Below are 14,247 nucleotides of genomic sequence, written 5' to 3'. Positions count from 1 at the left end.
ATTAAAATCAACAATAACTTTAGACAGTATTTTGAAAAAAATTATAAAGAAGTCCGACTTGGGCTTCTTTTTATTTTAAAAAAATTCAATATCGTCAAATAAAAAAGACGGAGTCTGAAAATCAAACTCCGCCAATATTTTTAACTTAAAAATTATTTACCTAAATAAGATTTTAAGATCTTACTTCTGGTATTGTGCTTCAATCTCTTGATCGCTTTCTCTTTGATCTGACGCACTCTCTCTCTCGTAAGGTCGAAAGTTTCACCGATTTCTTCTAAAGTCATAGGATGTTTTCCGTTCAAACCGAAATACAATCTTACAAGATCCGCTTCTCTTGGAGTCAGCGTATTCAATGCTCTTTCGATTTCGATCTGAAGAGATTCAAGCATCAGATCTTTATCCGGGCTTGGAGATTCTCCTGAACGTAATACATCATAAAGATTGGAATCTTCACCTTCTACCAAAGGTGCATCCATAGACAAATGTCTTCCGGAGTTTTTCATCGATTCCTTGATATCTTCCTCGCTCATATCAAGAACTTCAGCCAATTCTTCCGGTGAAGGAGGTCTTTCATTTTCCTGTTCAAGGTGAGCGTAAGCTTTATTGATCTTATTGATCGATCCGATCTTGTTCAATGGTAATCTTACAATTCTTGACTGTTCTGCCAAAGCCTGTAAAATCGACTGACGGATCCACCAAACTGCGTAAGAGATAAATTTGAAACCTCTAGTTTCATCGTACCTTTTTGCCGCTTTCATCAGTCCTAAATTACCTTCATTAATTAAATCCGGCAAAGAAAGACCCTGATTTTGGTACTGTTTGGATACCGATACTACGAAACGAAGGTTGGCTTTGATTAATTTTTCCAGCGCAGCTCTGTCGCCCGCACGGATTCTTTGTGCCAATTCTACTTCTTCGTCCGCAGTGATTAGTTCCACTTTACCAATTTCCTGCAAATACTTGTCTAATGAAGCAGTTTCCCTGTTGGTTACCTGCTTAGTGATTTTTAATTGTCTCATCTATTTATTCCTCAAAAAAGAGTTTGTATATATTATACGTATGAGATATCAAAAAGGTTACAACCTTTTTAATAATTTTTTATTTAATTAAATTGGATATGAAAAATTAGTTGTAAATTATCGCTCTTGTGATACGAATATCTTTTTCCTCACCCTAAATCCCTCTCCCGAGGAGAGTGACTTTTTAAGAATGCTGCTGTAATGGGAGAGGTCTATTTATTTGTTCTTTCAAACTGCCCTAGTTTCAACGAATAAAAAAAGCGGAACCAAAGCTCCGCCTATATATACTTAATCGAAAAGTAAATCTTACTTTGGATTAATCATTAATTAACTAAAAAGATCATTCAGCCATTTTGCAAGTCTCAAGCCTCCTGACAAAAGCTGTCTTTCCATAACATCATTGAATTTGTACTGATAATCGTAAGACAGTTTAGAATCCATAGGGGTTTGTGCATAGATTTTGTTAGCAATTTTGTGAGAATCATATAGCCAGTCCTCAAGCGTTCCTTTCTGGATCTGTTTTACTTCATCGTTGGATTTAATGTCGAGAAGTTTTGCATACTCTGTATAGCTGTATTTTTGAGAATCAACCAGTTTTCCATCCCATACAGAGTGAAGGTTTGTTTTTTCTCCGAAATAGGTAACATTAATTTTATTTCCTCCTAAATCATCAGCTCTTCCGACATGCATTGGCTGTGCAAGATCTCCCATAATGTGGATCAGGAAGATTAAAGCAATTTTTCTGTCTTTTTCGGAAGTTTTTTCATCTTTGATCTGGCTGGATAGAACCTTTACCTGAGTATATAAACTTGGTCCGGCCTGAGCTTTTAGTTTCCCTTCAAAAACTTTGAAATCAGTTTGTGGATCGATATTTACATAATGCCAGGCTGAAGCCTGTTTCCAGGCACCGGTAGTATCAGATTTAATAAAATCCGGCCAGTTTGCCCAGTAAGCAAGCTTTTCTCTTCCCATCATTTTTTTAATCTCCCGTCTTGCCTTTCCGGAAAGATGGTTCTCCGCAATTTCTGCAATAATTCTGTGTCCCGTCAATCCCCACGCATATGAATAAAGTGAAGATGCGATAAATGCTAAAATCAGAATTTTAGAATAAATACTTTTCATTGTACATAACATTTTCAGGGAGCAAAGATACAGTTAATTTTAAGGTTAAGATTAAGGTTGAGAGAAGGATTGGAAAAATTTAATTAAATCTTAATTTAAGTGGAGAAGGTTAAAGGTTGAGGCTAAGGCTAACATTTAGTCAAGTTGTGACACTGATTTATTCATATCATCTCATTCTCAGGCTCAGTCTTAATCTTAACCTTATTTTTATTTTTTTCTTCTTTTACTCATAATTATTTACTATTTTTAGAATAAAATTAAGGTAAAAATATTTTTTCAATATTTTGAGATATACTATTTTTACAGCCAAAATCACAGCGAACACTATGTATGAGAATAATATTGTAGAAATGCATTACAATAAACTGCAGACAGATTTCAAAGCGGAAGCTGTCGCAGTGAACCTCTTGAAATATCACAGAGCAGTAAGCAATATTTTTATCGAAAGAATCGGGATCAACGACCGTGCTTATCTTAAGGATATAAAAAGTATAACAAGCGATTATCTGGGTTTCGATGAAGAGGTTTTCACCATAGAAACCTACAGAGAAGGTATTTACGACTACCTTCCGGAGGGTCTTTTCCATCCGCCGTCGCTTGGTGCCACAAGAAAAAATGTGGAAAGCGTTGTAAGGGAAATCCGTAAACAGAAAAGGGTAGAGGAAGATGCAAGAAAGTTTTTCAAGCCTTTTGAGCTGGAAATTTTTTTTACAGAAATCGGAGCTTTACTTAAAGAATATGACTTTGATGTTTCCAGTGACACCGATGCCCTGCTGGACACGATCAGCGAACTGTGGCCTCTGATCAAAATGATGGACAAGCAAAATGCTTATGTTTTCATCTATATCTTACCGTTTTTTCATCAGATCCGGGGAGATAAATCGTGGTTTGAAAGATGTATGTCTGCTTTTCTGCAAATTCCTGTTAAGGTAACTTTTGCTCCCAATATTATTGACGGTATAGAGGAAGACGATTCCATGCTGCTGGGAAATTCAAGGCTTGGCGTCACCTATATTCCGAGTGGAGATCACATGGACGGACAGCGAAACTGGGTCATAAACATCGGGCCTATCCCTTATACGGAAATGAAAAAGTATATTGACGGAAGTTCTTTTCGGAAGGTTCTTCAGGCCATGTATGATTATTTTCTTCCGGTAAGCGTTGATATTGAGGAGAATTTCATCACCGAAAAACAGGAATATTCTTTCGCTCTGGAGGATGATGAGAGAAATGCAAACCGGCTCGGATACTCTACATTCCTCTGAAAATTTTTAACTATATTTACTTCACCAATTAAAAATATTAATTCGAAAAAGACACATGGAAATTTCTTCAGTAAAGGGAATCTTTTTAAGGTATATTTTAATGCCTTTATTTGCGGTAATTATGATGGTAATTCTTGGAATTATCAGACGAAATAAGCCTGCCATAAAGATTAAAACCATTATCATATACGTTCTGTTGTGCAGTTTGTGTCTTGCCATTCCGGGAATTTTCGGTTTTGCAGGGAATTTGTTCAATCCGTACTGGTATCTTATTGCACAAATTATTTATATTATTCTGGGAATTATACATGTAAATCTTTCCGACAGATATTTTAAAAAACATTTTAATTCTTTAACAAAAAGCATTCTGTTTGAGTCGATATTATCGATTACATGCGTTGGTTTGGGAGGATATCTGTTTTATCTGATATTTAACTGGATAAGCAGAGGAACGGGTTATCCGATAATGGCAGCCACCAGTATTCTCACATTTCTGGTTCCACTTGTTTTTCATTACTGCTATATCCAGCTTATAAGTATTCCGGTAGACATCTATAAAACCTGGAGATATTCGCCAGACCAGAGACTTCCTGATTTTGAAGGTGCAGATTTCGACAGATTAATGGTACTTAATGTCGAGCTAAGCAAAAATCTTGAAGATGCCAACAGATTCAGAATTAAAGCTAAAACATTACCGACAGGAGTAACTTTCGGCGACTGGTTTTACAGGGTGGTGGATGACTATAATCACAAGAATCCCAATTCCATCATTCATTTGTCGGATCAGGAGAGAGAGCCTTATTACTGGATTTTTTATACTAAAAAGTCATTCTTCAGCTTTAGAAAATATATTGATTTCGATCAGGATATCACAGAAAACAGGATTGCCGAAAACGACGTCGTTATCTGCAAAAGGGTAATCCAGCATGAAGAGGAAGGAGTAAGAAGAACACCATCACACACAGTTTAAAAATATTGAATATGATACAGCCTATTAAGCATTTTGCCATCAATTGGGTTGACGGGATGAAGGTTTCCCAGAGACATCTTAATGATCAGGATAATTTTTTAATCGATACCATCAGGGATGCCAATTCATTGGCAATCACGACATATAATTATGGGCTTTTGCCTATTTCGAATGAATTTACGGACCGTACGATTTTTGATGTCCACAATACGGCAACAAACGATGTGCAGCTGGTAATCAAGCACTGCAGCGCCGTAACACTTGCCGGTTACAGAATTGAGCTGAACGATAGAAGAGTCAGTGTAAAGTCGTTGGCAAAAATGATGAATGATGAGCAGGCAGACGGAGATTATTATATTTTAATTTCCGTAAATCCTTTTGATAAAGTGCCGTTCGGGGATATTGATCCTGAAGAAATTCCGCCGCGCCACCCGAATACGCAACCTAATCATCACATTGAACTTCTTCCTGTAACATCTCTGAACAGCAGCTATTCCGGAGGAAATTATCTGATCATAGGGAAAGTAGACCTTAAAGGAAATATTGCACAGGTTGATTCTAATTTTATTCCGCCATGTACCTCAATTCAGAGCCATCCGGCGTTGTTGGATTATTATAACAACTTTGCAAAATCTATCGGAAACCTTCAGCAATATGCTTTTAAAATTGTCCAGAAATCTTCTCATAAAAACCAGAATACGGCTTTGGCCCAGAATGTTAAGTTCCTGTGTAATACCATGATTAATACATTCGGAGATATGTATTTCCAGTTCAGGAATATTACGCCTTATCAGCCGCCGGTATTTCTGATCGAATCTTTTGCAAAACTGGCGCTTCGTCTGTATAATGCCACTCAGGTTCTGGTTCCTGCAGAGTTGGAAGAAATGCTTAATTATAGTCTTGAGTGGAGTGAAATTGCCCCTCATACCTTGCTTAATCAATTATCAATCGTAGCCGAAACCAATTATGATCATCACAATTGTGGCGAACCATTGCTATACATTCAGCAGATGCTGAGAAGCCTTGAAACAATTTTCTCTAAACTGAGCGAGCTGGATTATATTGGCCAGAGAAAAGAAAATATCATCGTCAACGAACAGGAAGTTTCAAACAACAACAATCCAAAAAGAGGTTGGAGTGTTTTAGATTAAAATAAATTCAACATACCTATTATAAATCCCGTTATTCTCTTCGGGATTTTTTATGTAAAATTGTTTCCGATAAATTAAAAAAAATGGACATATATAAAATAAGACACGACATCAGGGGACTGGAAGACAAGAAAATTTTTCTTAATAATGCAGGATCTTCATTAATGCCAGCTGTAGTTGTTGACTCTATGGTTAATTATTTGCAGCAGGAAGAACAGTCAGGAGGTTACGAAGTTGCAGAAAGAAATGCAGATCATCTGGAAAAATTTTATAACGAAACAGCAGCATTAATCAATGCTAAACCTTCCAATATTGCTTTTGCCACAAGCGCTACAGAAGCTTATGCTATGGCATTATCAAGTATTATTTTTAAAGAAGGTGATACTATTATTACTACTGCTGACGATTATATATCCAATCAGATTACCTTTATTTCTCTTCAGAAAAAACTGAATCTGAACATCATCAGGATAAAAAATCTTCCGGATAATGAGCTTGATCTGGATGATTTGGAGATTTTGATCAAAAAATATCATCCAAGGCTTGTGGCAGTCACTCATATTCCCACCAATTCGGGATTAATTCAAAATGTGGAAGGTGTGGGGAAAATCTGCCGTGAATACGATATTTTATACTTAGTAGATGCCTGTCAGTCAGTTGGGCAAATGGTTGTTGATGTTGAAAAAATAAACTGTGATTTTCTTACGGCAACGGGAAGGAAATTCATGAGAGGACCTAGAGGAACCGGATTTTTATATGTTTCAGATGGAGTTCTTGAGCAGAATTATGCGCCGTTGCTTTTAGATATGAGAGGAGCGAAGTGGTCAGAATTTGACGATTATGAGTTATTTGATTCTGCTAAAAGATTTGAGCATTGGGAACTTTCGTATGCTTCTTTGCTCGGATTTACTGAAGCTTTACAATATGCTAATGCTATCGGTATGGATGCTATTGAAAATTACAATAAAAACCTTTCACAGACACTGCGGAATAATCTTCAGAACAGTGGTTTTAAGATATGGGATATTGGTAAAAATCTGAGCAGTATTGTTACGTTTTCCGGTCCTGAGGGAGATCTTGAGAATATTCAGAAGGTTTTGAAAGAAAATAATATATTCTTTTCAACAACTTACAAAAATTCTGCATTAATTGATTTTACGAAGAAAAACATCAATGGTATTGTGCGTTTATCCCCACATTATTTTAATACAGAAGAGGAAATTGAAACAGTATCAGAGCTGTTAAAACAAAGCCTGCTTTAGCTGCATAAGATATTAATGATCATTTTTAAGGGCAAGCTGGTTACACGTAATATCAGTTCAACTTAAATTCTATTTCACTGTTTAATTTTCACAAGGCCAGGAAACCTTAGTTCTTATTTAATGCTTCATTCAAAAGGAGACCGTCAACTGATGAAAAAACAATTTATAATTGTGATTTTGTTGACCTGCAAAAGAAATATGATTCTCTAGCTTGAATAAGATATTAATAATATTTATAACCTTTTGTATTTTAATAACATACACTCATTTTTAAAATTTAAAGATGGAAAGCTCTTAAATTTATCAAGATAAACTGATCAAATTATCAGGATAAATCCGAAAAATAATGCTGATAATTTTTCCAATTCATCCTGATAATTTTTTTGAATGATCAGCATTAATCAAAAACGGAGATCCCAAGATTCATAAAATTAAACAGAAAAAAAGAATTATTTTTTGAAATTACAGGATAAAAGTTTAAAAAATCTACAAACTGTTTAATTTTCCCTATTAATTTAAAGAGCGTCAGTTCGGGTAGGTTTTTCGGAGTGCAATAGAGAAAACCGTATCGAGAATTTATAACAAAAACACCATTCTCAATATAAAATTCTTTCAGAATTTCATTCGAATTGACGTAAACTTACCTTTAATCTAATCTAACAACTACACACTATCAACCAAAAAAGAGAGCCTTGCGACTCTCTTCATTTTATTGTTCCAGCTTTTCTTTAATATACTTGGCTGTGTAAGATTTTTTGTTTTTTGCCAGATCTTCGGGAGTTCCTGTAAATACAACTTCGCCGCCGTATTTTCCGGCTTCCGGACCGATATCAATAATATAATCTGCACTCTTGATGATATCTGGCTGATGTTCAATGACGATCACAGAATGTCCAAGATCAATCAATGCCTGTAAAGATTTCAGCAGTTTCTTAATATCATGGAAATGCAAACCGGTAGAAGGTTCATCAAAAATAAAAAGGGTCTTGTCGGTAGTCGCTCCTTTTACCAGGAATGAAGCCAGTTTTACACGCTGTGCCTCACCTCCGGAAAGGGTAGAAGAACTCTGTCCCAGCTGAAGGTATCCTAAGCCAACTTCCTGCAGAGGTTTCAGTTTGGTCACGATTTTATCTTCATTATTATCTTTGAAAAACTCCAGGGCATCGTCTACCGTCATGTGCAGAATATCCGAGATATTCTTTTCATCATATTTCACTTCCAGGATTTCGTTCTTGAAACGTGTTCCTTTACAAACTTCGCATTCAAGCTCAATATCTGCCATAAACTGCATGGACACGTTGATTACGCCTTCACCTTTACATTCATCGCATCTTCCTCCGTCTACGTTAAAAGAGAAATGTTTAGGTTTATAGCCCATCATTTTTGCCATTTTTTGCCTGGAAAATAAATCTCTGATGTCATCATAGGCTTTCAGATACGTAACAGGATTGGAGCGTGAAGATTTTCCGATCGGGTTCTGATCGATCAGCTCAATATGCTTAATCAGTTTTTTAGGAAAATCCACGGAATCATAATCGCCTTTTTTACCACCCATCCCAAGTTGGATCTGGATATCATTGGTAAGGATTTCTTTCATTAAAGTTGATTTTCCACTTCCCGAAACTCCGGAAATAACGACAAGACTCTCGAGAGGGACATCTACATCAATATTTTTAAGATTGTTCTGGCGAGCGCCCTTTATATGGATCCATTCTTTTGCTTTTCTGCGTTTTTCAGGAACTTCAATTTCCAGCCTGCCGGTAAGATATTTTGAGGTTAATGTATCTGCATCTTTCAATTCTTTATAGTCTCCGGCAAATACCAGTTCGCCACCAAGGTAACCTGCTTCAGGGCCAATGTCAATAATATAATCCGCCGCTTTCATGACATCTTCATCGTGTTCTACAACGATAACGGTATTTCCAAGATCACGCAGGTTTTTCAGAACACCGATAAGATTTTCCGTATCTCTGGAATGCAGTCCGATTGAAGGCTCATCCAGAATATAAATGGAACCCACCAGTGAACTTCCCAAGCTTGTTGCAAGATTAATTCTCTGACTTTCACCTCCTGAAAGTGTATTGGATGTGCGGTTCAGCGTTAAATATCCTAACCCAACTTTTAATAAAAACTCAAGACGTGTCGTGATTTCATAAAGTAATCTCTTGGCAACTTCCTGATCGTGTTCAGATAATTTTAAACTGTTGATTAAAGGAGACAACTCATCTAAAGGAAGCTCGATCATCGACTGGATATTATGTCCGTCAATTTTCACCCAGCTGGTTTCTTCACGAAGCCTTAGTCCTTCACAGGTAGGACAGAGCGTTTTTCCACGATATCTGGAAAGCATCACCCTGTACTGAATTTTGTACAGATTTTCCTCAAGCATTCTGAAGAAATTGTCAATGGATGGGAAAGTGTTTTTGCCATCGCCTTTCCAGAGGTATTTCTTCTGATCTTTGGTTAATTGATGATAAGGCTTATGAATAGGAAAATCTTTGGCTTTTTTAATAAAGTCTTTCTTCCATTCGCTCATGCTTTCTCCTCTCCATGATGCTACTGCATCTTCAAACACTGACAATGTTCTGTTGGGGATCACCAGATCTTCATCAATTCCGATTACTTTTCCATATCCTTCGCACGTCGGACATGCGCCATAGGGATTATTAAAACTGAAAAAATGAATATTAGGTTCCAGAAATTCTATTCCGTCCAGTTCAAACTTGTTTGAGAATTCCTTTATTTTTCCGGTATCCGTATTTTTTAAAGAACAGTATCCCTGTCCTTCATAGAAAGCCATCTGGATAGAATCTGCAAGACGCTGAAGAAAATTTTCGTCTTCTTCGTAAGTGAAACGGTCAATCACAAGATTGATTTCCATTCCTTTTTCAGGGGCAAAACCGAAGCTTTCAAGGTCTTCAATCCCTGCTACATTTCCGTTGATCTCGAGTCTGGTAAATCCTGCAAGCTTAAGAACATTCAGGTTTTCCGAAAAATTATCAGCATCATATTCCAGTGGAGCCGTCAGCAAAAACGAAGCATCTTTTTGGGAAGATTTAATAAAATCTACCACATCAGAAACGAAATCTTTCTTTACTTCCTCGCCGGAAACCGGAGAAAATGTTTTACCGATTCTTGCGAAAAGAAGCTTTAAATAATCATATATTTCGGTAGAAGTTCCGACCGTTGAACGTGGATTGGAGGAAATCACTTTTTGCTGGATCGCTATCGAAGGCGCCAGCCCTTTGATATCATCAACTTTCGGTTTTTCAAGCTTACCTAAAAACTGTCGTGCATAAGAGCTGAGACTTTCTACATATCTTCTCTGTCCTTCCGCATAAATGGTGTCAAATGCCAAGGAAGATTTTCCGCTTCCGGAAACTCCGGTGATGACGATAAGTTTATTTTTAGGGATAAGAACATCTATGTGTTTCAGATTGTTAAGATGTGCATTCTTAACAAAAATCTGTTTTTTAATATCTATATCTGTTGTATTAGCCATAGTAAAATTAAGACCAACAAAATTACGAAATTTTTAGCGGATTTTCTGTTATTAATTCCGGTTAACTTAGACAAATGCTTTTCATTCAAAACAATATCGATGCGGTGGGAATTATTTAAGTTTAATTTTATCCTTGATAAACAATTAGACAAATTAATATTATTACATTAAATTTTGATATTTTAACATTATTTTAATTGTTTAGTATTGCTTTATATTATAAAATTCTATAAAATTGCAATAATAAATAGATAATACAGAAAATGAGAAAAATTTTCGCCATAATCTGTTTATTTATTTAAAGAGGAAAAATAACGAAATTACTTCCCCGAAATGCAGTTTCCCCAACTGCATTTTTTTTATGACAACTATCATTTGTATGTGTTGCAGAACTCCATTACTTTTGGCCCAGTAAAATAATCAACTATAATTCTGACATATGATTAAAAAAGCAGGAAGTATTTTTTTTCTTGGAACATTGTTCTTTGCACAGGCACAGGAAAATTCAACGGATATTGAAACCATTGAAATTCAGGGTAAATTGTTTTCTACGCCCTATAAAAGTGCCAACCAGAATATAACAGTGATTACCAGAGAAGAAATCATCAATTCTCCTGCAAAAAGTATCGATGAAGTCCTGCAGCAGGTAACAGGAATGGATATCAGAAGGAGAGGAGCCAATGGGGTACAGAGTGATATTGGTTTTCGGGGAAGCTCATTTGAACAGGTTCTTTTGCTTTTAAATGGTATCAGGATGAATGATTCCCAAACCGGACACAATTCAATGAATCTTCCGGTAGATCTTGATAATGTAGAAAGAATTGAAATCATAAAAGGTCCTGCCGCAAGACGTTTCGGGCAAAATGCCTACGCAGGTGTAATCAATATTATCACAAAGATAAATCCGGGAAAAAGAGTAAAAATCAGTGCTGAAGCCGGAGACTATGAAACCTATGGCTTAGGACTAAATGCTCAGCTGGGAAATGAAAAATTCTCAAATTCTTTACAGGTTAATTCCTCATCTTCGCAGGGATATATGTATAATACGGATTATGAAATCAGAAACATTTTTTATCAGAATAAGCTGAATATCAAAAATGGTGATATCAGGCTGCAAGCGGGATTTTCAGAGAAAAAATTCGGTGCCAACGGATTTTATTCTTCACCGAAAGCAGTAGATCAGTATGAAGAAGTTCAGGCTTCGATAATAAGTCTGGCACATCAGCAGACCTTTGGTAAATTAAAATTAAGCTCAAATGTCTATTGGAGAAGAGGGCAGGATATGTATCTGTACAACAGGGAAAAACCTGAAATCTACAGGAATATGCATATCGGGAATAATGTTGGCGGAGAAGTAAATTCCAATTATGAATGGGGGTTGGGAACAACAGGAGTTGGTGTTGAGCTAAGAAAAGAGTTTCTGGCAAGTAATAATCTTGGCGAAAGAAACAGATTTGTTTCTCAGGTTTTCTTTGAGCATCATTTTTCTTTGCTAGATAAAAGGCTAAACATCAGTCCGGGAATTTCGTGGGCAAATTATTCCAAAGAGGGAAATTTTTTCTATCCGGGATTGGATGTGGGGTATAATTTTAACTCTAATAATAAAATATACGGAAATATTGCCAAAGTTCACCGTATTCCGACCTTTACCGATCTTTATTATGTAAGTAAAACAGAACAGGGAAATCCCAATTTATTGCCCGAAAATGCAGTGTATGCAGAAATTGGTTATCAATTTCAGACAAAAAATATATTAGCAAAAGTAAGCGGATTTTTAAGAGATTCTGATAATGCTATCGACTGGACAAAAATCAAGACTGATGACAACGTCTGGTATGCACAAAACATAGGCGCAACAAACGTTAAAGGAATAGAAGCAGAGCTTAATCATCGCTTGACAGGCTGGCTGAAATATACTGTTGGCTACACTTATCTTGATAATAAACTTAAAAATCCGGCCGATTTTGTAGCGAGATATGTTTTGGATAATCTCAAACATCAGTTTATCTCAAAGCTTGAAACAAAATTCCTGAAAAACTTCACCAATGAGATCATTTACCGTTATAACGAAAGACTGAATAACGGTAGCTACAATCTTTTGGATGACAAATTAAGTTTTGTTAATAATGATTTTTCGATATATATTCTTATTAATAATTTAACAAATACTTCATATACGGAAACTTTTGGAGTACAAATGCCTCAAAGATGGTTCCATATTGGGTTATCTTACAATATCAATATTAAATAATTGTTAACTGTTATTGAATTAAAGTTAATATTAACAAATTGTTAATTCATTTACATTTGCAAAAATTTTTTTTAGATGAAATTGTCAGTAGGTTTAGGTCTGAGTTTATTTTTAAGTACAACATTTTTCAAGGCACAGGAACATATTTCCAGCTTTAATGCACTTACGATTACTTATAAATTTCATCCTAAATTTTTCCTCTTTGCAGAAGGTCAGTCAAGAGGAATTGAAGAATATTCTTATCCCGATTATTATGAGATAAAAGGAGGATTGGGCTACAATCTTACCAAGAATCATAAGCCTTTTGTGGGATTAGGAAGATATGCAACCTATAAAGAACATGCCATTAATAAAGAAGAATTCAGAATCTGGCTACAGGATGTGATTGATTTTAAAAAAGGAGTGGTAAAGTTTGAAAACAGATTCCGTGCAGAGAAATCATGGTTTTATGAGCCTCAGACGGATAAAAGCTCTCAAAGAATGCGTTACCGATATCGTCTGAACGTTTCTGTTCCTTTGAATGCAAAAAAGATAGGTCCCAAAACATTATTTGCCAATGTGTATGATGAGATTTTCATTGTATCGCCCATAAAGCCTGCTTTTGCAAGAAACAGGGTATATGGTGGCCTTGGATATCAGATCAACGAAAACTTCGGAGTTTTAGGAGGCTATCTTTGGCAGAGAGAATTTGAAGCCAAAGGAAATAAAAACTTTCATTTTGTTTATCTTGCTTTAAACATCAATATTGATGATACAAATCCTCCTGCAAAAACATATCATTTCCCGGGAGCAGATTAAAATATTTCAATTTAATTAAATCCTCCAAGATCCAATCTATGGAGGATTTATTTTAATATTTTTCAATCAGGTAATGATAGGCTTTCAGGTATTTATTGAATCTTTTAATATCTTTCGGGGTGAGTTCTCTGTTTACCCTTCGTAAATCCATATTGTCGCGGAGGTCATTCAGTTTTACGGCGACAGCCAGTGGAGAGCGTTCGGTTCTTCTTACAAAATCGTCGTAATCCTCTTCCGGATCAAATTTTGTAAGACAGCTTATCGCAAAAATAATGTATTCCGGAAAGCCTTCGTTTCGCAAATAATCCAGGCTGAACTCCTGCGGATGATCTTCAACAACATCATGTAGTACGCCTACAATTTTTTCATCAAGAGTTTTTCCGTATTCCATTACACGCATAACATGGGCAATGTAGGGTGCATGATATTTGTCTGTCTGACCTTTGTGTGCCTTATCGGCTATTTTTATGGCTCTGTTGAGCAGTTCTTCTTTTGTCATTGTATCTAAAGTAGAATGCAAAAATAAAAAATGCCCCAAGATTTGAGACACTTTTTGATGAATTATTTTGATATATTTTTAATTCGTTTTTCTTTACAGAAATCTTATTTTACTATTCGTTTTTAGGTGGCAATTCCGGCTCCGGTTTCTCAGGCTTTAAGGAGTTGAGCATTTTATAATCTGTAGTATCTTTTCTTTTGTCCTTAAGGCTTGAGTACATCGATTCATCGGGTTTTACAGAAGGTATTTCATACATTTTCTTTTGATGATCTGTAGCTTTCAGATCCTGATTGAGGGGATCAAATGTATGCACTTTCGCAGTATCCTTTTTAGGTAATACAAGTTTCTTTTGCTGTGCTGAAACTGACACTGAAATTATTATAAATGAAGTTACTACTATTTTCATCT

11 protein-coding genes are annotated in these 14,247 nt (G+C 35.9%); 6 read left to right on the top strand and 5 right to left on the bottom strand.

All coding sequences use genetic code 11. The features are described 5' to 3' along the window. Positions 1-152 precede the first annotated feature (152 nt). On the bottom strand, positions 153-1,019 hold the full coding sequence (locus tag ACWNCI_RS05080) for a sigma-70 family RNA polymerase sigma factor (protein WP_002979276.1): 867 nt from the start codon (positions 1,017-1,019) through the stop codon (positions 153-155). 327 nt (positions 1,020-1,346) lie between these two features. After that, complete coding sequence (locus tag ACWNCI_RS05075; protein WP_449387423.1) at positions 1,347-2,141, bottom strand: S1/P1 nuclease; 795 nt, start codon at positions 2,139-2,141, stop codon at positions 1,347-1,349. Between the two features lie 326 nt (positions 2,142-2,467). Here ACWNCI_RS05075 and ACWNCI_RS05070 point away from each other — a divergent pair, with 326 nt between their 5' ends. The 4 genes from ACWNCI_RS05070 (at position 2,468) to ACWNCI_RS05055 (ending at position 6,789) form a co-directional block, all read left to right on the top strand. Beyond that, positions 2,468-3,406 (top strand): type VI secretion system baseplate subunit TssG, encoded by a 939-nt coding sequence (locus tag ACWNCI_RS05070; RefSeq protein ID WP_449387422.1) that lies wholly within the window; start codon positions 2,468-2,470, stop codon positions 3,404-3,406. 55 nt (positions 3,407-3,461) lie between these two features. Further along, positions 3,462-4,376: a TssN family type VI secretion system protein gene (locus ACWNCI_RS05065; RefSeq protein ID WP_346985325.1), complete on the top strand. Its 915-nt coding sequence runs from the start codon at positions 3,462-3,464 to the stop codon at positions 4,374-4,376. 11 nt (positions 4,377-4,387) lie between these two features. Further along, a complete protein-coding gene (locus tag ACWNCI_RS05060; protein WP_346985326.1) occupies positions 4,388-5,527 on the top strand; it encodes a hypothetical protein in 1,140 nt (379 codons plus the stop codon). Between the two features lie 83 nt (positions 5,528-5,610). Next, positions 5,611-6,789: an aminotransferase class V-fold PLP-dependent enzyme gene (locus tag ACWNCI_RS05055; protein WP_449387421.1), complete on the top strand. Its 1,179-nt coding sequence runs from the start codon at positions 5,611-5,613 to the stop codon at positions 6,787-6,789. 709 nt (positions 6,790-7,498) lie between these two features. On the opposite strand, the gene uvrA is transcribed toward ACWNCI_RS05055, so the two are convergent. Beyond that, positions 7,499-10,291, bottom strand: a complete 2,793-nt coding sequence (gene uvrA, locus ACWNCI_RS05050) for an excinuclease ABC subunit UvrA (RefSeq protein WP_449387420.1) — start codon at positions 10,289-10,291, stop codon at positions 7,499-7,501. Positions 10,292-10,730: 439 nt separating this feature from the next. Here uvrA and ACWNCI_RS05045 point away from each other — a divergent pair, with 439 nt between their 5' ends. Then, the gene (locus tag ACWNCI_RS05045; RefSeq protein ID WP_449387419.1) at positions 10,731-12,542 is read left to right on the top strand and encodes a TonB-dependent receptor plug domain-containing protein; all 1,812 of its coding nucleotides are present in this window, start codon (positions 10,731-10,733) and stop codon (positions 12,540-12,542) included. Positions 12,543-12,617: 75 nt separating this feature from the next. Continuing rightward, entirely contained in the window at positions 12,618-13,340 is a 723-nt protein-coding gene (locus ACWNCI_RS05040) for a DUF2490 domain-containing protein (protein ID WP_449387418.1), read from the top strand. A gap of 52 nt (positions 13,341-13,392) precedes the next feature. Here the strand turns inward: ACWNCI_RS05040 and ACWNCI_RS05035 are convergent, their stop codons facing one another. Further along, positions 13,393-13,839: a phosphohydrolase gene (locus ACWNCI_RS05035; RefSeq protein ID WP_346986656.1), complete on the bottom strand. Its 447-nt coding sequence runs from the start codon at positions 13,837-13,839 to the stop codon at positions 13,393-13,395. 112 nt (positions 13,840-13,951) lie between these two features. After that, on the bottom strand, positions 13,952-14,245 hold the full coding sequence (locus ACWNCI_RS05030) for a hypothetical protein (protein WP_449387417.1): 294 nt from the start codon (positions 14,243-14,245) through the stop codon (positions 13,952-13,954). Positions 14,246-14,247: the final 2 nt, after the last annotated feature.

This window comes from Chryseobacterium lineare, from assembly GCF_977014045.1.
Note: the sequence above shows the minus strand (reverse complement) of the source record. Positions and strands in the feature narration are given on the sequence as shown.